This is a genomic window from Amycolatopsis benzoatilytica AK 16/65 (assembly GCF_000383915.1).
Taxonomy (GTDB): domain Bacteria; phylum Actinomycetota; class Actinomycetes; order Mycobacteriales; family Pseudonocardiaceae; genus Amycolatopsis; species Amycolatopsis benzoatilytica.
Window position 1 is genome coordinate 8,460,230 of sequence record NZ_KB912942.1, and the last position, 19,529, is coordinate 8,479,758.

The following is a 19,529-nucleotide window of genomic DNA, read 5'->3' on the forward strand; positions in this document are numbered from 1 at the left end:
GGTGTGCCCGGATCCCTGGTGCAGACGTTCCCCCGCCGACACTGAGATACCCCTGAATGTTCGGCCCGCCCGGCTGAGATGGCGCTGAGAGTACGCGCGTCAGCTGCACGAACGCGCCATGATGAGGATCGTGAAACCTCGGGTGCTGGTGGTCGACGACGAACCAGGCGTACGGAAAGCGCTGCAGCGCGGCCTGCGCGCGGAGGACATGGACGTGGTCACCGCCGCGGACGGGCCGACCGGGCTGCAGCTCGCCCGCACCGGTTCGTTCGACGTCGTGCTGCTGGACATCATGCTGCCCGGTCTGTCCGGCTACCGGGTGCTGGAACGGCTGCGCGCGGAGAACGTGACCACGCCAGTGCTGCTGGTGTCCGCGAAGGACGGCGAGATCGACCAGGCCGACGGCCTCGACCTCGGTGCCGACGGGTACCTGGTGAAGCCGTTCTCCTTCGTCGTGCTGGTCGCGCAGGTGCGCGCGGTGCTGCGCCGCGCCGGGCCGGGCGCGTCGCGCGGCACGCTGAAACTCGGTGCGCTGGAGGTCGACCGGGCGTTGCGGCAGGTGCATTGGAACGGCGAAGAAGTGCCGCTGAGCCCACGCGAGTTCGCGTTGCTGGAGGTGCTGGTCGGCCGGGCCGGGACGGTGGTCACGAAGGACGAGCTGCTGCGCGCGGTGTGGGGCGAGGAACAAGCCGTCACGCGCAATCTCGTCGAGGTGTATGTCGGTTACGTGCGCCGCAAGCTCGACGCGGTCGGCGCCGGATCGCTGCTGCGAACCGTGCGCGGGCATGGCTATCTGGCGTCGGACGACCAGCTCGACGAGGTCAGGTGACCGCCTCGCCGTCGTCGTGGTGGAGCGGCCGCTCCCTGCAGGTGCGGATCACCGTGCTGGCCGCCGCGATCACCCTCGGCTGTCTGCTCGGGCTCGCCGCGTTGGCCGCGAACCGGCTGGAACCGCTGCTCACCGACTCGGTCGACAAGGAGCTGGTCCTCGCGCTCGACCCGGCGACCAGCGAGGTCGCCCTCGGCAAGCCGCTCAGCTCGGCGGACCCGGTGCAAGTGCGGGTGCTGGACATTTCCGGCGCGCCGCTGGACGGCCAGCCCCGGCCGAAGCTGTCCGCGCCGGAAGTCTCCCGGCTCAAAGCCGGTCTGCCGGTGCAGACCGACGGTTCGCGCTGGCGCGGACAAGTAGCGAGTGCCCCGGACGGCAGCCAACGGCTGGTCGTCGCCGGCGCTGGTTTGGTCGGCTTCGCCGCGGCGGTGCACTACGGCGGGCTTTGGCTGATCCTGGTCGCTCTCATCGGCGCGCTAGTCGCTGGTCTGGCGACCTGGCTGGTCGTCCGGCTCGCGCTGCGACCGGTCGCGCGGATGCGCGGTCTGGTTCGCGTGCTGCCGCCCGGTGCCCGGTTGCCGCTGCCGACGTCGCACGACGAAATGCGCGCGCTGGCCGAGGAATTCAACGCGCTGCTCGAACGGCAGGAAGAGGTGAGCCAGCGGCTGCGCCGGTTCACCGGAGACGCCGCGCACGAACTGCGCTCGCCGGTCGCGTCGATCCGGGTGCAGGCCGAGGTGGCGGTGACGAACCCGGATCCCGAGCTGGCGCAGGAAACGCTGTCGGACATCCTCGCCGAGGCCGAGCGGCTGTCCGGCCTGCTGGACGGCCTGTTGTCGCTGGCCCGCTCCGACGCGGGCGAAGTGCCGCCCGCGGAACCGGTCGAGGTGGTGTCGGAGGTCCGCGCCGCGGTGCGCCGGCTGCCCGCCGGAGCGCCGGACACCCGGGTGAGCACCACGGTCGCGCAAGCTTGGGCTTCCGCCGCGCATCAGGAAGTCGAACTGGTGCTGGACAACCTGCTGCGCAACGCCTGCCGGTACGCGACCGGGCAGATCGTGGTGTCCGTGCTGGCTTCGCGGTCGAAGGTGCGGGTCGTGGTCGACGACGACGGACCAGGCATCGCGCCCGAGCACCGCGGCAAGGTCTTCGACCGGTTCTACCGGGTGGCCGACGACCGCGCCCGGTCCTCCGGCGGAACCGGGCTGGGCCTGGCGATGGTCGCCGAAACGGTGCGCCGCCGGGGAGGCCAGGTCCGGGTGGGCGAGTCCCCGGACGGCGGCGCGCGGTTCGAGGTCACCTGGCGGGCCGGAGCGGACCGGTGACCCCGGTGAGGGAGACTGGGCGCATGGAAGCGGTCATCGTCGGGGCGGCACTGGTGCGCGACGGCAAGCTGCTTGCCCAGCAGCGGGCCTGGCCGCCGCATCACGCGGGCCAGTGGGAATTGCCGGGCGGGCGCGTCGAAGCGGACGAGACTGAGGCCTTCGCCTTGGCCAGGGAATGCCAGGAAGAGCTGGACGTGGTGGTCACTGTCGGCGGCCGGGTCGGGCCGGAAGTGCCGCTGCCGGGCGGAAAAGTCCTGCGGGTGTACGCCGCGGCGCTGCTGTCCCCGGGCGACGAGCCGCGCGCGGTGGAGCACACCGCGCTGCGCTGGGTCGGCGAGGACGAACTGGACAGCCTCGACTGGCTGCCGGCGGATCGGGATCTGTTGCCCGCGCTGCATGATCTGGTGCGCGAGGCCGGCTGATGCTGACCCGAGACGCCGTGCTGGCGCTCTCCGCGGCCGGGGCTGATCGCATTCCGCTGCTGACCGTCGAGGAGTTCTTCGCCGGAAACACGGCCGAGGATTCGATCGCCCCGAACCAGGTCGGCTACGGCCGCCCGGACTTGGCCGAGATCGCCGCCCGCCTCACCGCGCTGGCGGCCGATCCGGCGGTCGCCTGGGTGCGCGTTCAGCTGCACGAGGAGATGTTCGAGGACGGTTACGACGGGCTGGCGGCCGAGTCGGTCGCGATCTGCGCGGAACTGTCCGACGCGGCTCTCGACACCTGGCTCGACGGTCTCGAAGCGGAGCCGGTGTGGGAAGGCTTTTCCTACCCGGAGAACGACTTCTGCGAGGTGCCCGCGGTCCCCGCCGGTTTCCGGGTGCGGACGCTCGGCTGGGACTGACCTCCGTGAGCGGCTGGCCCGCGCACCAGACCAGCCGCTCACGAGGCCCTTCAAGCCGCGCCGACCATCCGCAACGCCGCCGAAACCCGGTGCGCGCTGCGCTCGGTCGCCCGCTCCGCACCCGCCTTGCGGATCCGTTCCAGTTCGCCGACGTCGTCCAGCAACGCGAGCGTCCCATCCCGGACCGGACGCAGCTCCTCGATCACCGCGTCCGCGACCGCGTCCTTGAGCACCCCGTACGACGGGTACTTGTCCGCCAGCTGGGCCGGATCGCCGCCCGCGCAGGCGGCGAGGATGTCCAGCAGGTTCGAGACGCCAGGCCGGTTCTCCGGGTCGTACACCGGCGCCGAATCGCCGTCGGTGCGCGCCCGCCGGACCTTGCGCCGGATCTGGTCCGGTTCGTCGAGGACGAACACGACCCCGGCGGAGTTCTCCGCCGACTTCGACATCTTCCGCGTCGGTTCGGCAAGATCTCGCACCCGTGCTCCGGCCGGCGGCAGCGTGGCCTCGGGGACCACGAACACCTCCCCGTAGGTGGAGTTGAACCGGCGGGCGAGCGTGCGCGCCAGTTCGACGTGCTGCCGCTGGTCCTCGCCGACCGGCACCTCGTCCGCGCCCACGGCGAGGATGTCCGCCGCCATCAGCACCGGATAGGTGAGCAGGCTCAGCCGGACTCCGGCCTGGCCGCCGCCCTCGACGGAGGTGCTTCGCGCCGCGGACTTCTCCTTGAACTGGATCATCCGCGCGGCCTCGCCGTAGGCACAGGTGCATTCCAGGACCCAGGTCAACGCTCCCAGCTCGCGCACCAGATCGGACTGCACGAACAACCGTTCCGGCGCGACTCCGGCGGCGACGAGCACGGCTAGCTGCTCGGTGGCGAGCGAACGCAGTCTGGCCGGGTTGTGCGCGGTGGTCATCGCATGCAGATCGGAGACGAAGTACAGGTCGTCCGGACCGCCGTCGGCTGCCCACCGGCGCAGCGCGCCGAGGTAGTTGCCGAGCTGGGCGTGGCCGGACGGGGTGATGCCGGACAGCTGGACCATCGTGAGGTTCCTCTCCCTGGGCGGGTGGCACGCCCCGGGGAGCAGGCACAAAAAAGCCGCCCACCCGGGGCGGCCTGTGCTGGATCAGCGCAGAGCGAACGGGCCGCCGGAAGGCGGCCACCACTGGGTGCTCTGGAAACGCATGCGGCGAGTCTAGCACCGGACTACCTTCAAACCATGTTCGTCGTAGTGCTCACTTACACCGCTCCGCTGGACGAGATCGACCAAGCGATGCCAGACCACGTCGAATGGCTGTCGAAGCAGTACGACGACGGCCACTTCCTGGCCTCCGGCCGCCAGAACCCGCGCATCGGCGGGGTGATCATCACCCGCCCGATGGACCGCGCGAACCTGGACGCCATCCTCGCCGCCGACCCGTTCGCGATCAAGGGCCTGGCCAGCTACGAAATCATCGAGTTCTCGCCGACCCGGACCGCCCCGGAACTAGGCCTGGTCAACGAAATCCTGGACAACAGCTAACCCGCGCCGGCATGTCCGTGAAGGGCCCCTTCCGGGACTTGGGTTCCCTCAGGGGCCCCTTGCGGGACTTGGATTCCCGCAAGGGGCCCTTCACGGACTCGGCGGGCCTCAGAGGACCCGGTCACGGACTCAGCGGTCCTCAGAGGACCCGGTCACGGACTTGGGGTTCCACCGGCGGCGAGGACCGCTCAAGCCGCCTTGGCCACCTGAACCTTGGCCTTCTTCAATGCCAGCACCGGGCACTTCTTGCAGCGGTCCTTCGACCGGCAGCACTTCTTCTTGACCTTCCCGGCCTTCATCAGTTTGCGCACCACTGCCCGGGGGTCGTCCGGCTGCTTCTTGCCCACCTGAACTCCTCACCGACGGCCGCGAACACTCCGCTTAAGGTTAGGTGAGCCTAACCGATCATGGGGCGTGGCGCTCCTCACACCGGGCCAGCAGGTATCCTGGTTTAAGTCCGCGTGTGGCCAGAGCCGGTCAGCGAGAGCCGGTCGCAGTGTCCGGTGCCCGTCATCCCGTCCGCCGCGCGGCGCCACCCGCCTTAATTCTTTCGAAGTTCAGGAGTCCTCGCGTGCCCGCAGCCAGCGCCACCGCGGTCGAAACCGGCCGCGCGTCCGGCAAGACCCGGCCCGACCTGCGCAACGTCGCGATCGTCGCCCACGTCGACCACGGCAAGACCACGCTGGTCGACGCCATGCTCCGCCAGTCCGGCGCGTTCGCCGAGCGGGCCGAGGTCGTCGACCGGGTGATGGACTCGGGCGAGCTCGAGCGGGAAAAGGGCATCACCATTCTCGCGAAGAACACCTCGATCCGGCGGCAGACCCCCGAGGGCACGGTCACCATCAACGTGATCGACACCCCGGGGCACGCCGACTTCGGCGGCGAGGTCGAGCGCGGCCTGTCCATGGTCGACGGCGTCGTGCTGCTCGTCGACGCGAGCGAGGGCCCGCTGCCGCAGACCCGCTTCGTGCTGCGCAAGACGCTCGAGGCGAAGCTGCCGGTCATCCTGCTCGTCAACAAGGTCGACCGGCCGGACGCGCGGATCTCCGAGGTCGTCGAGGAGACCCACGACCTGCTGCTCGACCTCGCGAGCGACATCGAGGACGCCGACCACGACGCGATCCTCGACCTGCCGGTCGTCTACGCCTCGGCGCGCGCCGGCAAGGCGTCGCTGACCCAGCCGGAGGATGGCGGCCTGCCCGACAGCGAGAACCTGGACCCGCTGTTCGAGACCCTGCTCCAGCACGTCCCGGCCCCGGCCGCGGACCTGGACGCCCCGCTGCAGGCGCTGGTCACCAACCTCGACGCGTCGAACTTCCTCGGCCGCATCGCGCTGATCCGCATCCACGCCGGCAAGCTCCGCAAGGGCCAGACGGTGGCCTGGATGCGCGAAGACGGCACAGTGCAGAACGTCCGGATCTCCGAACTGCTCGTCACCGAGGCGCTCACCCGCGTCCCGGCGGCCGAGGCCAGCGCGGGCGAACTGGTCGCGATCGCGGGCATCCCGGACATCACCATCGGCGACACCCTCGCCGACGCGGAGAACCCGGTGGCGCTGCCCCGGATCACCGTCGACGAGCCGGCCATCTCGATGACCATCGGCGTCAACACCTCGCCGCTGGCCGGCCGCAACGGCGGCGACAAGGTCACCGCCCGGCTGGTGAAGGCCCGCCTGGACCAGGAGCTGATCGGCAACGTCTCGATCCGCGTCCTGCCGACCGAGCGCCCGGACACCTGGGAGGTGCAGGGCCGTGGCGAGCTGGCGCTGGCCATCCTGGTCGAGCAGATGCGCCGCGAGGGCTTCGAGCTGACCGTCGGCAAGCCGCAGGTGGTGCTGCGCACCATCGACGGCAAGCTGCACGAGCCGTTCGAGCGCCTCTACATCGACTCGCCCGAGGAGCACCTCGGCGCGATCACGCAGCTGCTCGCGTCCCGCAAGGGCCGCATGGAGGACATGAGCGGCAACGGCACCGGCCGGATCAAGCTGGTCTACGTGCTGCCCTCGCGCGGTCTCATCGGCTTCCGCACCGACTTCCTCACCGAAACCCGCGGCACCGGCATCGCGAACCACGTGTTCGAGGGCTACTTCCCGTGGGCGGGCGAGATCCGCACCCGGCACAGCGGCTCCTTGGTCGCCGACCGTTCCGGCCCGATCACCGCGTACGCGATGATCCAGCTCGCCGACCGCGGCACGTTCTTCGTGGAGCCGGGCGCCGAGGTGTACGAGGGCATGGTCGTGGGCGAGAACCCGCGGTTCGAGGACCTCGACATCAACATCACCAAGGAGAAGAAGCTGACCAACATGCGTCAGTCCTCCGCCGACGTGATGGAGACGCTGGCCCGGCCGCGCAAGCTCAGCCTGGAAGAGGCGCTGGAGTTCTGCGCCAGCGACGAGTGCGTCGAGGTCGCGCCGGAGGTCGTCCGGGTCCGCAAGGTCACGCTCGACATCAACACCCGGGCCAAGGAGCGTTCGCGGGCCAAGAGCCGCGACAACAGCTGACCAGGTCCTGGCACACGACGAAAGGGCGCCTTCCGGCAGGGAAGGCGCCCTTTCGCATGAACCCGGCCGGTGCTTCGCACGTCCCCCTGATGGCGGTATCCACTCCGGTGTCACAGAGTCGCGGCGGATATGGGAATCTCGGTGCCTGCTCCCGCCCGGCGTGGCAGCATGTCCGCTCGGACCGTGGAGCAGGCAGAACTTCAGGAGGACGAGGGTGCGATTCGGACGCCGGCTTGGGCCGGTGCTCGCGCTGGCGGGGATCCTGCTCGCCGGGTGCTCGAACACGCCGCCGCCCCCGGTGGTCTCGTCAGCGCCGCCGTCGAGCACCGCCTCCCCGGCCGCGCAGTCGCAGATCGTGGTCGGCGTGGACGACGTGGTCGGCGGCTACAACCCGCACACCATCGCCGATGCGTCCACGATCACCTCGGCGCTGTCGCAGCTGCTGCTGCCCTCGGTGTTCCGGCAGTCCGACGACGGCACCCGCACGCTGGACAAGACGCTCATGGTCTCCGCCGACGTCGTGTCGACGATGCCGTTCACCGTGAAGTACGTGATCCGGCCGGATGCCTCCTGGTCGGACGGCGCGCCGATCGCCACCGAAGACTTCATCTACCTCGCGAACGCGATGAAGACCAATCCCGGCGTGATCGAGCCGGCCGGCTACCGGCTGATCTCCGACATCGAACCGCGAGACGGCGGCAAGGGCGTCGAGGTCACTTTCAGCAAGCCGTACCCGGGATGGCAGACGCTGTTCGACAACCTGCTGCCGCAGCACCTGCTCAAGGACGCGCCGGGCGGCTGGAACGGCGCGCTGGCGAACAGTTTCCCGGCGGTGGCGGGACCGTTCGCGATCAAGACGATCGACACCGCGCGCGGCGAGGCGACCCTGCAGCGCAACGACCGGTACTGGGAGAAGCCGGCCGCGGTGGACACGTTGATCCTCCGCCGGTCGGACGCGGCGGGGATCGCGACCGCGCTGCGGAGCGGGAATGACCAGTTCTCACTGACCCGGACGGATTCGGCCGGGCTGCAGCTGCTGAACGACCTCGGGTCGGCGGTGCAGCTGCACGCATTGGCCCGGCCGATGACGGCGTCGGTGCTGTTGCGACCGGTCAGCGCGACGCTGTCGGACACCCGGGTCCGAGCCGGGATCACGGCGCTGATGGACCGGGGCAAGCTGATCGCGGCTGGGGCGAAAGGCGGGCCGGGAGCGGCGTTGAAGGCAGACGCGCAGGTGCTGCCGCCGTCCGCCAAGGGGTACGCGGCGACCATTCCGGCCGGGCCGCCTTCGGCACCGGACGCGGCCAAAGCGGACGAGTACTTCACCGCGGCCGGGTACAAGAAGGAAGCCGGGGTGTGGCGCAAGGCCGGGAAGACATTGTCGGTGGTGCTCGCTTCTCCGGGAGAGCAGGAGCCGTATGCGTCCATCGCCAAGGAATTGGCGGCGGAACTGGTCGCCGGCGGGATCGAGGTCAACCAGATCAAGCCGCAGCCGCGAGATCTGTTCTCTTCCTTGCTGGCGATGCCGGTGGTGAACGGAAAGCAGCAGCCCGGGGCGGACGCCGGCGGCGCGGTGGGCGTCGACATAGCGGTGGCGGGATTGCCCGTGGGCGGGGATGCGGCTTCAGTGCTGGCGTCGTCATTCGGATGCGCGGCTGAGGCACCCGGCGCGGACAAGACCAAGCCGGTCGTGCCGGCCAATCCGGCCGGGCTGTGCGACGAGGGGCTGCAGGCCACCATTGACTCGGCGTTGACCGGTTCGGCAGCGCTGGCGGACTCGCTGAAGACGCTGGAACCGCAGCTGTGGGCGTTGAACGCGGTGGTGCCGCTCTATCAGGAGGCGGAGACACTGGCGGTTGGGAAGGGGATCTCCGGGCTGACGCCTGGACCGCCGATGCTGGGGCCGTTCGGGGGAGCGGTGAACTGGACACGCGGGGCGGCTTGAGTCCGGCCGAAAAGCCGTGAAGGGCCCGTTGAGGGAATCAGATTCCCTCAACGGGCCCTTCACGGACTTGGCGCGGATCAGATCAGCTGCAGGCTCTCCGCGAAGTGACACGCGACCGGGTGGTGCTGTCCGCGGTCCACCAAGGCCGGCTCTTCGGTCTTGCACTTTTCGCGGCCGGCGTCGTCCAGCTGGTTCGCGAACTTCGGGCAGCGGGTCCGGAACCGGCAGCCCGACGGCGGGTTGGCCGGGCTGGGCACGTCGCCGGTGATCACGATGCGCTGGCGGGTGCGTTCCTTGTGCGGGTCCGGCACCGGGATCGCCGAGATCAGCGCCTGGGTGTAGGGGTGCGCCGGGTTCTCGAAGAGATCCTCCGAGGCCGCCGTCTCCACGATCTTGCCCAGGTACATCACCGCGATGCGGTCGGCCACGTGCCGCACCACCGAGAGGTCGTGCGAGACGAACAGGTACGACAAGCCCAGTTCCGCCTGCAGGTCCTTCAGCAGGTTCAGCACACCGGCCTGGATCGAGACGTCCAAGGCCGACACCGGCTCGTCCAGCACCAGCACCTTCGGCTTCAGCGCCAATGCGCGGGCGATGCCGATGCGCTGGCGCTGACCGCCGGAGAACTCGTGCGGGAAGCGGTTTCCGTGTTCCGGGCGCAGGCCGACGGTCTTCATCAGATCGCGGACCTGCTGCCGGCCGCCCTGGTCGTAGAGGCCGTGGATGCGCAGCGGTTCGGCGATGATCTCGTTCACCGGCAGCCGCGGGTCCACCGAGGCGTACGGGTCCTGGAACACGATCTGCATGCTGCGCCGCAGCCGCTGCAGTTCGCGCTTCGACATCTTCGCCAGATCCCGGCCCTCGTAGGTCACCGTGCCGCCGGTGAGCGGCTGCAGCGCGAGCGCGATCCGGGCGGTGGTCGACTTGCCGCAGCCGGACTCGCCGACCAGGGCCAGGGTTTCGTGCGGGTAGATGTCGAACGACACGTCCGACACCGCCTGCACCGCTCCCGCCTGGCGGCGGATCAGGCCGCCGCTGCGGATCGGGAAGTGCTTCACCAGGTTCTTCGCCGAGAGGACGGGCGCCTTCTCCGCCGTGGCCTCGCTCATTCGCTCTTCTCCGTGTTGCTCGCGAGGTCCGCGTCCTCGGCGATGAGGTCGACCTCGACCGGAACGGCCGTCGTGTCGGCCGCGGTGGCGCTGAACAGATCAGCCGGCTTCTTGCCGACCACCTGCTCGGTGAAGTGGCAGGCAGCGGCGCGGTTGCCGCCCGGGCCGGGGACCAGCGGCGGCTCTTCCTCGTCGCAGATCGGCTGCGCCAGCGGGCAGCGCGGGCTGAACGGGCAGCCCGGCGGCATGTTCGTCGTGGCAGGCGGCGAACCGGTGATCGGGGTGAGCCGTTCGGTCTTCACGTCCAGCCGCGGCAGGCTGCCGAGCAGGCCCAGCGTGTAGGGCATCCGCGGGGTGTAGAAGATGTCGTCGACGGTGCCGGATTCGACCACCCGGCCGGCGTACATCACGTGCACCCGGTCCGCCGCGCCGGCGATCACGCCGAGGTCGTGGGTGATCAGCACCATCGCCGCGCCGGTTTCCTTCTGCGCGGCGGCCAGCGCCTCCAGGATCTGCGCCTGCACCGTCACATCGAGCGCGGTGGTCGGCTCGTCCGCGATGATCACGTCCGGGTTGTTGGCCATCGCGATCGCGATCACCACGCGCTGGCGCATGCCGCCGGACAGCTGGTGCGGGTACTCGTCCGCGCGCTGCTTCGGGTTCGGGATGCGGACCAGGTCGAGCAGGTCGATCGCCTGCTTCTTCGCCACGTCCTTGCGCACGTCGTGGTGCGCGGTGATCGCCTCGGCGATCTGGTCGCCCACCGTGTACACCGGGTTCAGCGACGTCATCGGGTCCTGGAACACCATCGCGATGCCCTTGCCCCGGACGGTGTTCAGCTCCTTCTCGCTCGCCTTCAGCAGCTCCTTGCCGCCGAACCGGATCGAGCCGGACACCTTCGCGGTCTTCGGCAGCAGGCCCATCACCGCGAGCGAGGTCACCGACTTGCCGGACCCGGATTCGCCGACGATGCCCAGCACCTCGCCGCGTCGCAGCTGGTAGTTCACCCCGCGCACGGCGTTGACCAGGCCGTCGGCGGTCGGGAACTGGACGGTCAGATCCTCCACGACCAGGACGGGATCACCGCCGGGCGCCTTGGAGTCGTACTGGGTCATGCGCGCACCTTCGTCTGCTGGGGGTCGAACGCGTCCCGCAGGCCGTCCCCGATGAAGTTGATCGTCAGTGCGATCAGGATGATGAAAATGCCCGGGAAGTAGAACAGCCACGGGCGGGTGTCGATCGCCGTCTGCGCGGAGCTCACGAGCAGGCCGAGCGAGGTGTCCGGCGGCTGCACGCCGAAGCCGAGGAACGACAGCGCCGTCTCCAGCAGGATCGCGATCGACACGAGGATCGTCAGGTTGACGATGATCGCGCCCAGCGCGTTCGGCACCAGGTGCCGGAAGATGATCCGGCTGTCGCTCGCGCCGAGCGCCTTCGACGCCTCGATGAACTCCTTCTCCCGCAGCGAAAGCACGACGCCGCGGGCGACCCGGGACACGTACGCCCAGTACAGGCCGGCGATGACGACCGCGATCAGCCACCAGGTGCCGCCGGACTGGTGGCCCAGCACCGCAGCCACCGCGAGCAGCGGCAGGGTCAGCACCAGGTCGGCGATCCGCATCAGGATCGTGTCGATCCAGCCGCGGTAGTAGCCGGCGATCGAGCCCCAGATGGTGCCGACGACGGTCGCGAAGATCGCCACCATGATCGAGATCTGCAGCGAGATCTGCGTCCCGCGCATCACCTGGGCGAGCGTGTCGTGGCCGACCGCGTCGGTGCCGAACGGGTGCTCGCCGGAAGGCGGGGCCGAGTTCTGCTCGGTGATGGTGGCGGCGTCGTACTTCCAGATCGCCGCGCCCACGTAGGCGAACAGGATGATCAGGATGAACACGACGAGGCTGATCATCGCGAGCCGGTGCTGCAGGAACCGCCGGAAGACCAGCTGCGCCTGGCTGCGCTCCTTGACGGTGAACTCGCGGTCGGGGGCAGAGCCGGGAGTGGTCGCGGTCTGCAACCGGGAATCCGAGCCGGTAGGCAGGTCAGGGGTTGTCTCAGGCATAGCGGATCCTCGGGTCGAGCAGGCCGTAGAGCAGGTCGGCTACCAGGTTGAGCAGGATGATGAACGTGGCGGCGATCAGCAGCCATGCTTCGACCGCGTAGACGTCACTGCCCTTGATCGCGTCCAGCAGGAACGCGCCGGCGCCCTGCCACTGGAACACGGTTTCGGTCACCACCGCACCGCCGAGGATCGAACCGATGTCGAGCGCGGTCACCGTGGTCAGCGGGATCAGGGCGTTGCGCAGCGCGTGCTTGCGGGTCACCGTCCAGCGCGGCAGGCCCTTGGCCCGGGCGAGGCGCACGTAGTCGCTGTTGAGCACTTCGAGCATCGAGGCGCGCTGGTATCGGCTCCAGGCCGCGTAGCTGGTGAGCGCCAGCGAGATGGTCGGCAGGATGAGGTGGCCGAGCACGTCGGTGAACTGGTTCCAGAACCCGCCGGTGGTGATCACCGACGAGGAGCCGATCGTGTAGAAGACCTGATCGCCCACCGTGGTGTTGATCGAGATGCCGATCTGCTTCAGGACGAGGGCGAACCAGAACGACGGCATCGACAGGAACAGGAAGCCGAAGAACGTCGCGGTGTAGTCGAACTTGGAGTACTGCTTGGACGCGCTGACCACGCCGATGATCACGGCGAGGATCAGGGCCACGACCATGGCGAGCACGATCAGCCGCAGGGTCACCCCGAACCGGGTGATCACCTCGCTGCCGATGTTCATGGTGGACTGGACCGAGGGGCCGAAGTCACCGTGCAGCACGCCGGTGATCCAGTGCCAATAGCGTTCGAGGATCGGCTGGTCGAGGTGCAGCCGGATGCGTTCGAGCTCGATGGTGCGCGGGGGCGGCGGCGGGTTTCTCGCGATCAGCGGGGTCAACGGGTTGGCCGAAAGCGACACCATCACGAAGACGACGAACGTCGACACGATGAGGATCGGCACCGAGACGAAAAGCCGGCGCAGTGCGAAGGCAAGCATGGAGGTCTTCCTGCTCTGGACGGTGTTCTGCCAGCGCCCGCCGCTTGTGGGGGCAGGGCCTCGGCGACGAAACGGGGCAATCGTGGTGTTCGGGAATTAAACGGGCGGTTGTTCGCGGATACGGTGAAGGGCCGGCTTGTCGGCCGGCCCTTCACCGGTTGTCCAGCGGGAATCTACCGGGTGTTGATCACTTCCGGATGCCCCACTCCTGCATGTTGTAAACCGGCGCGTCGAGCGTCGAGTTGTTGCGGATGTTCGCGATCTTGTCCGACGACGCGATGATGGTCGGCTTCTGGTACAGCGGAAGCACGTACGCGTCGTCGGTCATGATCTGGTCGGACTTGTTGAGCAGGTCCGCCGCCTTGGTCTGGTCGGTCTCGGCGTTGGCCTGCGCCATCAGCTGGTCGACCTGCGGGTTGGAGTACTTGCCGTAGTTGTTGCCCTGGCCGGTGCCCCAGTTCTGGATCGCGCCGGCGAACGGGTACGGCGAGGCGACCCAGGCGAACACGATGACGTCGTAGTCGCCGCTGGTGGTGGTCTGACCGAGGTCGTCAGTGGTCTCGATCTTGATCTTGACGCCGAGCTGGGCCGCGGTCTTCGCGAACAGCTCGCACTCGTTCTGGCGGATCTGGTTGCCGACGGTGTAGCGCATGCGCAGCTCGGGGACCGGCTTGCCGCTCGGGTCGGTCAGCTGGTTGTTGGCCAGCTTGTAGCCCGCGTCGGTCAGGATCTTCTTGGCCTTGTCGAGGTCGCCGGAACCCTGGCCGGTCGAGGACACCACGTCCTTGAAGCCGGTCTGCTGCGGCACGAAGTTGTGGTTGCCCAGCGGGGTGACCTTGTTGGTGAACTGGCCGACCGTCTTGGCGATCATGTCCTTCGTGTTCACCGCGGTGAACAGCGCCTGGCGCAGCGGCTTCGAGGCCAGCGCCGGGTTCTTCAGGTTGAAGTCGAAGTGCTCCCAGGTCAGGCCCAGGCCGATGTAGGAGGAGATGTTCGGCATGTTCTTGATCTGGTTGACCATGTCCACCTGCGGCTGCGGGTAGATGACCTGCACCTCGTTGTTCTGCAGGGCGGTCGGTTCCTGGGTCGCGTCAGTGATGATCCGGAAGATGACGCTGTTCAGGTTCGGCTTCTTGCCCCACCACTTCTCGTTGGGGACCTCGGTGACCGACTGCTTCGCGACGAACTTCGTGATCTTCCACGGGCCGCCGGACCAGGTCGGGACGGTCTCGCCGAACCACTTGAACGACGAGGCGAGGCCGGCCGGGGTGTTGATGTCGCCGTGCTGGGCCGCCAGGTGCGCCGGGTACATCGCGCCGCCGGAGCTCCAGAGGACCTTCCAGTCGGTGAACGGCTTGTCGAACACCGCGGTGACGGTCTTGCCGCCGTCCGAGCCGGTGACCGACTTCAGCTGGTCGTAGCCAGCCGAGCTGGCTGCCGCGCAGTCCTTGCAGTCCTTGCCGTTCTGGACCTTCCAGTTGTAGATGAAGTCGTCCGCGGAGAACGGCGTGCCGTCCGACCAGACCGCCTTCGGGTTCAGCTTGTAGACCACCGTCTGCGGGTTGGTGCTGGTGATCTCGGCCGACTCGACGAAGTCCTTGTTCAGCGTCGGCTTGAGATCCGGGGTCGAGTAGAAGGTGTAAGGCAGGATGCCCTTCGTGACCTCGCCGGTCTCGAAGACGTTGCCCTCGGCCGAGATGACGTTCCAGTTCGGGACGTTCTTCTCCAGGACGTAGCTGACGTCGCCGCCCTGCTGCAGCTGGTCGGCCGTGGCCGAGTTGCAGGTGTTCGGGTTCTTGTCGCAGTCGGCGAAGGCCTGTCCGGTCTGCACCGCGCTGTTGCCGCCCCCGCCACCGCCGCACGCGGAGAGCAGAAGGGCCGCGCCCGCGACGAACGCGCCGAGACTCAGGGCGCGCGACCTAGTCGTCACTAACATTCAATCTCCTTGCTGAACGCCGTCGCGGGTTGCGAGGCGACCTCTACCTGACGCGCAAGCACCGATGTGTATCGCGTTGCTCACCGTAGCCGTGAAACTTAGGCATTGGACAGACGGCAAACCTATCGATACGGACACTCTCAGTGAGATCGTTGCGGAACAGAGATCTCTAGACCCCTGGTGATACCGCGGTTTCCGCACTTGATCGACTACTAGCCGTAGTTGATCACCGGAATTGCCGACCGGTTCGGGTGACTGCTCGGCATTCAGGGCAAGCCCGTTCGGCAGGCAATTACTGCGCTGTCCGATAGGACCTGCCACTGCGAATGGAGCAGTCACCCGGCCGCGCCGAACCCGAAGTGACAAGAAATTGATCCGATCTCGTGAAGCGTAAGAGAGCGCCCGCTGTGCCGCGCGGGCGCAGCGGGCCGGTCAGTGTTGGTGTTGCCGAGCATCTTGCGTCCTGATCCCGGGATTCCGAACAGCGGAACGTTCCGCTTATCGGAACGCCCACGCTGCGGGACGCCGGTCCGACGGGGTGGGATGCGGGTGCATTTTCCCGTGCACGCTGGGACTTCCCGGCCCGGAACGCCGCGCCGGGGGTCGCTGTGCTCGCCGTGGACCGGGCGGTCATTAACCTGGAGAGCGTGAAGCGGAAGCTGCTGCTGGTCCATGCGCACCCGGACGACGAGAGCATCACCACCGGCGGTGCCATCGCCCGGTACGCCGCCGAGGGCGCCGAGGTGTGCGTGGTGACCTGCACGCTCGGCGAGGAGGGCGAGATCGTCCCGCCGCGGCTGGCGCACCTGGTCGCCGCGGAGGCCGATCAGCTCGGCGGGTACCGGGCCGGCGAGATGGCGGCCGCCGCCGCGGCCCTCGGCCCGATCCGCCACGAGTACCTCGGCGGTATCGGCCGATGGCGTGATTCCGGCATGGCGGGCACGCCGGCCGCCGAGCACCCGCGTGCCTTCACCGGCGGTTCGGCAGAGGAACAGACCACTCAGCTGCGCGAGCTCATCGAGGACTTCGCCCCGCAAGTAGTCATCACCTACGACTCCTTCGGCGGCTACGGCCATCCCGACCACATCCGCGCGCACGAGATCACCATGGCGGCCGCGCCCGGCGCCCCGTCGGTGCAGCGGGTCTTCCAGGTGGTCCAGTCCGCTGCCGCGCTCGCTGCCGGGCTCGCCGAACTGCGCGCCGACGGCACCTCGCCGTTCCGAGTGGCCGACGACGGAGAGCTTCCGTCCACTCCGGACGGCAAGATCACCACCGTGCTCGACATCTCCGCGCACCGGCCGGCGAAGCTGGCCGCTCTGCGCGCGCACGAGACCCAGCTGACCGTGGTCGACGGCGCGGTGGCGCACTTCGCGCTCACCAACAACGTCGGCCAGCCGATCCCGGCCGCCGAGTACTTCGTGCTCGCGCACGGCGACGCGCACGGTGCCGAGACTGACCTCTTCGGCGGGTGGTGACGGTGTCCGCTCCGCTCACCCGCGGCCAGGTCCTGATGCTGGTGCTGCTGGCGTTCGATGCAGTACTGCTGGCTCTGCTCGAACTGTTCTTCTTGCCACTGCGCGTCGGCCCGCTCGGCGAAATCCCGCTGCCGATCACCGCGCTCGTCGGCGCGGTCACCACGCCCTGGCTGGTCTTGACCACTGGCAAGCTCGTCCGGCCCGGGCTGTCGTTCGTGCCTCTGCTGGTCTGGGTGCTCGTCGTGTTCGGCGTCGGCCTGTTCGGTCCGGGCGGCGACGTGGTGCTCGTCCAGGACTGGCGCGCGCTGGTCCTGCTCGGCGTGAGCGCGCTGCCCGCCGCGCTCGTCCTCGGCGGCGGCCTCGGCCAGTCCGCGGCGAAACGGAGTGCCCGTGGCTGACGCCATTTCGGACAGTCAGGTCGTGGCGGTGCTGCGGCCGTTCGTCCGCGCCTGCGCGCCGATGCTCGACGCGCTGCGCGAATCCGACCCGTTCGGTCTGCAAGCCCGCGCCCGGCGCGAGGACGAGGTAGCCGACGAGGGGTTCAAGAAGAAGATGCTCGACACGCTCAGCGCGGTGAAGGTGCCGGGCACCGGAGCGTGGGCGGCGATGGACATCGACCAGCGCGCCGGCTGGTGGATCAACCGGGTCGGCCGGATCACCGCGCTGCTGACCTCGATCCCCGGTCTCGGCGGAGCGCTCGCCGACCGGCTGCCGGTGCAGGACACCCTCGGCGCCGCGTCGCAGGGGCTGGTGCTGTGCGCGATCGCCGGCGAGTACGGCGTGACCGACGTCGGCAGCCGGGTCCGGTTGATCGCCTCGGTGCTCTTCGAGCGCGATATCGACCCGGATCTCGCCTCGGGCGTCGGTCGCGCGGCGGCGGAGGAATCCGCAGAGGACAGTGAGACCGCGCGACTCACCGAGGAGCTCGACGAATCGCGCGGCAAGCACGGCAAGGCCACCGCGAAAGCGGTCGCCGGGACGTTGTGGCGGCTGGGCCGCTCGCTCTGGGGCATCACCGAGGAACTGGAAAAACGCCCGCGCGGCCGATTGGTGCACCGGGCACTCGGAATGCTGCCGGTGGTCGGTGCGGCGGGCGATTATCTCGGCGAGCGCTCCGGCCTCAAGAAGGTGTGGAAACGCGCGCACGCGTGGCTCATGGCCCATCGGGAATGGGCCTGAGCCGCTACTTCCAGAAAAGGAACAGGGCTTGGCCGAGCCCGCCCGCGTAGGAGTCGCCACCCAGCCCGTTGTAGATGTACTCGGCGATCGTCCACAACAGGTTCGACACCGGCCGGAAAAGGAACAGCAGCGCGAACAGTGCCAGTGGCGCCCACGGCCGGACCCGGGCGCCGAACGCCCGCGCTTGCGGCGAGAGGTAAGGCTCCAGCGCGCCCCAGCCGTCCAGCCCGGGCACCGGCAGGATGTTGATCAGAAACGTCAGGATCTGCAGCAGGGCGAGATAGGACAGCCCGAAGTAGAGGCCGGTCGCCATCGGAACCAGCGTCACGACCAGGCACAGCGCGGCGCCCGCCGCGAGGTTGGAGAGCGGGCCGGCCAGCGACACCCACGAGGCGGTCGCGCGGTTGCGCAGCGCGCCCCGGTTGATCCACACCGCGCCGCCGGGCAGCGGGATGCCCCCGATGATCAGGAAGATCAGCGGCAGGACAAAGGACAGCACCGGGTCGGCATAGTGCCGGACGTCCAGGGTGAGGTACCCCTTGTGGGCGACGTCGTGGTCGCCGCCGCGGAAGGCGACGAACGCGTGGCCGAACTCGTGGAGCGTCAGCGACGCCATCCAGCCGGCGAGCACGAGGAGGACCACGCCGGCGACGAGCATCGGGTCGCGGCCCTTCGAGATATCACCGTACGCAGCCAGGAAACCACCGGCGACTGCGACGGCGAGGATGCCGAAGAAAATCGGGCTGGGACGCACTGCTGATCTCTGCACCCCACCAGTCTTCCGTATGCCCGGTGTGAAGTCTTCGGCGTGTCCCCTTGCGCCCTCGGGCCCAGACATCCCCCGAACTCGCTACTCCGCTTGACCTGGCCGCACTACACAGGTGTAATCACAGTGATGTCATTCGCGGCCGGAGGGGGCAGCGGATGTCGTTTCACCACCGCCAGCCTGGGGAGTGCGTAGAAGCGAGGAGGCGGACGTGCGGTTGGAAGCGGACAACAGGGAATGGGGGCACGTCGTGGGTTGGGGAGAGAACCCGGAGCAGCAGCTCGGGGATCTGACCGACCTGTTCGACGTCCCCGAGGAGCAGGACTGGCAGGAGCGCGCTCTGTGCGCGCAGACCGACCCGGAGGCGTTCTTCCCCGAGAAGGGCGGCTCGACCCGCGAGGCCAAGCGGATCTGCCTCGGTTGCGAGGTCAAGGACGACTGCCTCGAATATGCGCTGGCGCACGACGAGCGCTTCGGCATCTGGGGCGGACTGTCCGAACGGGAACGTCGCAAGCTCAAGAAACGAGCCTGAGCCGCATTCGGTTCTGGGCGAAACGTGTCCGCGGAGAGCGCGGACCGGGAATCTCCACGGCGTCGTCTGGGGTGCAATCCCCAGACCCGCCCGGGGGGAAGCCCCCGCGCTGCTCGCGCCGCGCCATCGTGCCCGACCCCGTTGGCTGGCATGAGTTTTTTCAGTGGCGCTGAGCACAATCGCCGGACTTCCGGTGCCGCGGCGCGATGCTTGCCGCGCTTCGATGAGGGCAGAATTACCGTCGCCAGCCGTCGGAAGACCGTGCTGTGCCGTGGTTCGCTTTGTGATCTTCGTCCTCCACCACGGGAATCTCTGTGTGACTGACCCCGTCGGCAGGGTGACGCCGCCGCCGGGTTTCTCGCCCGCCGGGAGCGAAAGTGCTTAGCGCGGCTACTGATTCCCGCAGGCACGGCGGGGACGATTCTTCCGCGGCCAGCGGGATTCCCGGCTGACGCTTCGGCGCGGCCGAGCGCTTTCCGTCCGCCCGGTTCGCCGTCCTCAAGCCCGAGGATCGCCCGGCTTGCCCGCAGCGGCCGC

19 protein-coding genes are annotated in these 19,529 nt (G+C 68.8%); 11 read left to right on the forward strand and 8 right to left on the reverse strand.

The annotated features are described in order from the left end of the window. The first annotated feature begins 118 nt into the window (after positions 1-118). The 4 genes from AMYBE_RS0139600 to AMYBE_RS43620 are packed head-to-tail and all read left to right on the forward strand — an operon-like array spanning position 119 to position 2,995. On the forward strand, positions 119-829 hold the full coding sequence (locus AMYBE_RS0139600) for a response regulator transcription factor (RefSeq protein ID WP_020664953.1): 711 nt from the start codon (positions 119-121) through the stop codon (positions 827-829). After that, positions 826-2,151: a sensor histidine kinase gene (locus tag AMYBE_RS0139605; RefSeq protein WP_020664954.1), complete on the forward strand. Its 1,326-nt coding sequence runs from the start codon at positions 826-828 to the stop codon at positions 2,149-2,151. Before AMYBE_RS0139600 ends, AMYBE_RS0139605 begins: the two co-directional genes overlap by 4 nt. Before the next feature lie 23 nt (positions 2,152-2,174). Beyond that, on the forward strand, positions 2,175-2,573 hold the full coding sequence (locus AMYBE_RS0139610; RefSeq protein ID WP_020664955.1) for a (deoxy)nucleoside triphosphate pyrophosphohydrolase: 399 nt from the start codon (positions 2,175-2,177) through the stop codon (positions 2,571-2,573). Further along, the gene (locus tag AMYBE_RS43620; RefSeq protein ID WP_020664956.1) at positions 2,573-2,995 is read left to right on the forward strand and encodes a hypothetical protein; all 423 of its coding nucleotides are present in this window, start codon (positions 2,573-2,575) and stop codon (positions 2,993-2,995) included. The genes AMYBE_RS0139610 and AMYBE_RS43620 overlap by 1 nt, the downstream gene beginning before the upstream one ends. Before the next feature lie 50 nt (positions 2,996-3,045). Here the strand turns inward: AMYBE_RS43620 and trpS are convergent, their stop codons facing one another. After that, positions 3,046-4,038, reverse strand: coding sequence for a tryptophan--tRNA ligase (gene trpS / locus AMYBE_RS0139620; protein ID WP_020664957.1), 993 nt, complete (start codon positions 4,036-4,038; stop codon positions 3,046-3,048). Between the two features lie 177 nt (positions 4,039-4,215). Here trpS and AMYBE_RS0139625 point away from each other — a divergent pair, with 177 nt between their 5' ends. After that, complete coding sequence (locus AMYBE_RS0139625; protein WP_020664958.1) at positions 4,216-4,518, forward strand: YciI family protein; 303 nt, start codon at positions 4,216-4,218, stop codon at positions 4,516-4,518. Between the two features lie 188 nt (positions 4,519-4,706). Here the strand turns inward: AMYBE_RS0139625 and AMYBE_RS45560 are convergent, their stop codons facing one another. Further along, positions 4,707-4,865: a hypothetical protein gene (locus tag AMYBE_RS45560; RefSeq protein WP_020664959.1), complete on the reverse strand. Its 159-nt coding sequence runs from the start codon at positions 4,863-4,865 to the stop codon at positions 4,707-4,709. 224 nt (positions 4,866-5,089) lie between these two features. Here AMYBE_RS45560 and typA point away from each other — a divergent pair, with 224 nt between their 5' ends. Together typA and AMYBE_RS0139640 are read left to right on the forward strand one after the other, a co-directional pair. After that, positions 5,090-7,018: a translational GTPase TypA gene (gene typA / locus AMYBE_RS0139635; protein WP_020664960.1), complete on the forward strand. Its 1,929-nt coding sequence runs from the start codon at positions 5,090-5,092 to the stop codon at positions 7,016-7,018. 241 nt (positions 7,019-7,259) lie between these two features. After that, positions 7,260-8,963, forward strand: a complete 1,704-nt coding sequence (locus AMYBE_RS0139640; protein WP_020664961.1) for an ABC transporter family substrate-binding protein — start codon at positions 7,260-7,262, stop codon at positions 8,961-8,963. Positions 8,964-9,040: 77 nt separating this feature from the next. Here the strand turns inward: AMYBE_RS0139640 and AMYBE_RS0139645 are convergent, their stop codons facing one another. The 5 genes from AMYBE_RS0139645 to AMYBE_RS0139665 form a co-directional block, all read right to left on the reverse strand. After that, positions 9,041-10,072, reverse strand: coding sequence for an ABC transporter ATP-binding protein (locus AMYBE_RS0139645; RefSeq protein ID WP_020664962.1), 1,032 nt, complete (start codon positions 10,070-10,072; stop codon positions 9,041-9,043). Beyond that, entirely contained in the window at positions 10,069-11,187 is a 1,119-nt protein-coding gene (locus AMYBE_RS0139650) for an ABC transporter ATP-binding protein (RefSeq protein ID WP_020664963.1), read from the reverse strand. Before AMYBE_RS0139650 ends, AMYBE_RS0139645 begins: the two co-directional genes overlap by 4 nt. Continuing rightward, a complete protein-coding gene (locus tag AMYBE_RS0139655; RefSeq protein WP_027928514.1) occupies positions 11,184-12,131 on the reverse strand; it encodes an ABC transporter permease in 948 nt (315 codons plus the stop codon). The genes AMYBE_RS0139650 and AMYBE_RS0139655 overlap by 4 nt, the downstream gene beginning before the upstream one ends. Continuing rightward, a complete protein-coding gene (locus AMYBE_RS0139660) occupies positions 12,124-13,104 on the reverse strand; it encodes an ABC transporter permease (protein ID WP_020664965.1) in 981 nt (326 codons plus the stop codon). Before AMYBE_RS0139660 ends, AMYBE_RS0139655 begins: the two co-directional genes overlap by 8 nt. Positions 13,105-13,291: 187 nt before the next feature. Beyond that, positions 13,292-15,040 (reverse strand): ABC transporter family substrate-binding protein, encoded by a 1,749-nt coding sequence (locus AMYBE_RS0139665; RefSeq protein WP_027928515.1) that lies wholly within the window; start codon positions 15,038-15,040, stop codon positions 13,292-13,294. A 638-nt stretch (positions 15,041-15,678) separates the two neighbouring features. On the opposite strand from AMYBE_RS0139665, the gene mshB reads away from it, so the two are divergent. The 3 genes from mshB to AMYBE_RS0139680 are packed head-to-tail and all read left to right on the forward strand — an operon-like array spanning position 15,679 to position 17,694. Beyond that, positions 15,679-16,515, forward strand: a complete 837-nt coding sequence (mshB, locus tag AMYBE_RS0139670; protein WP_027928516.1) for an N-acetyl-1-D-myo-inositol-2-amino-2-deoxy-alpha-D-glucopyranoside deacetylase — start codon at positions 15,679-15,681, stop codon at positions 16,513-16,515. After that, the gene (locus AMYBE_RS0139675) at positions 16,512-16,913 is read left to right on the forward strand and encodes a hypothetical protein (protein WP_027928517.1); all 402 of its coding nucleotides are present in this window, start codon (positions 16,512-16,514) and stop codon (positions 16,911-16,913) included. The genes mshB and AMYBE_RS0139675 overlap by 4 nt, the downstream gene beginning before the upstream one ends. Further along, the gene (locus AMYBE_RS0139680; protein ID WP_020664969.1) at positions 16,906-17,694 is read left to right on the forward strand and encodes a hypothetical protein; all 789 of its coding nucleotides are present in this window, start codon (positions 16,906-16,908) and stop codon (positions 17,692-17,694) included. Before AMYBE_RS0139675 ends, AMYBE_RS0139680 begins: the two co-directional genes overlap by 8 nt. Positions 17,695-17,698: 4 nt before the next feature. On the opposite strand, the gene AMYBE_RS0139685 is transcribed toward AMYBE_RS0139680, so the two are convergent. Beyond that, positions 17,699-18,448 (reverse strand): site-2 protease family protein, encoded by a 750-nt coding sequence (locus AMYBE_RS0139685; protein WP_020664970.1) that lies wholly within the window; start codon positions 18,446-18,448, stop codon positions 17,699-17,701. 262 nt (positions 18,449-18,710) lie between these two features. Here AMYBE_RS0139685 and AMYBE_RS0139690 point away from each other — a divergent pair, with 262 nt between their 5' ends. Beyond that, the gene (locus AMYBE_RS0139690) at positions 18,711-18,992 is read left to right on the forward strand and encodes a WhiB family transcriptional regulator (RefSeq protein WP_425386975.1); all 282 of its coding nucleotides are present in this window, start codon (positions 18,711-18,713) and stop codon (positions 18,990-18,992) included. The last annotated feature ends 537 nt before the right edge of the window (positions 18,993-19,529 follow it).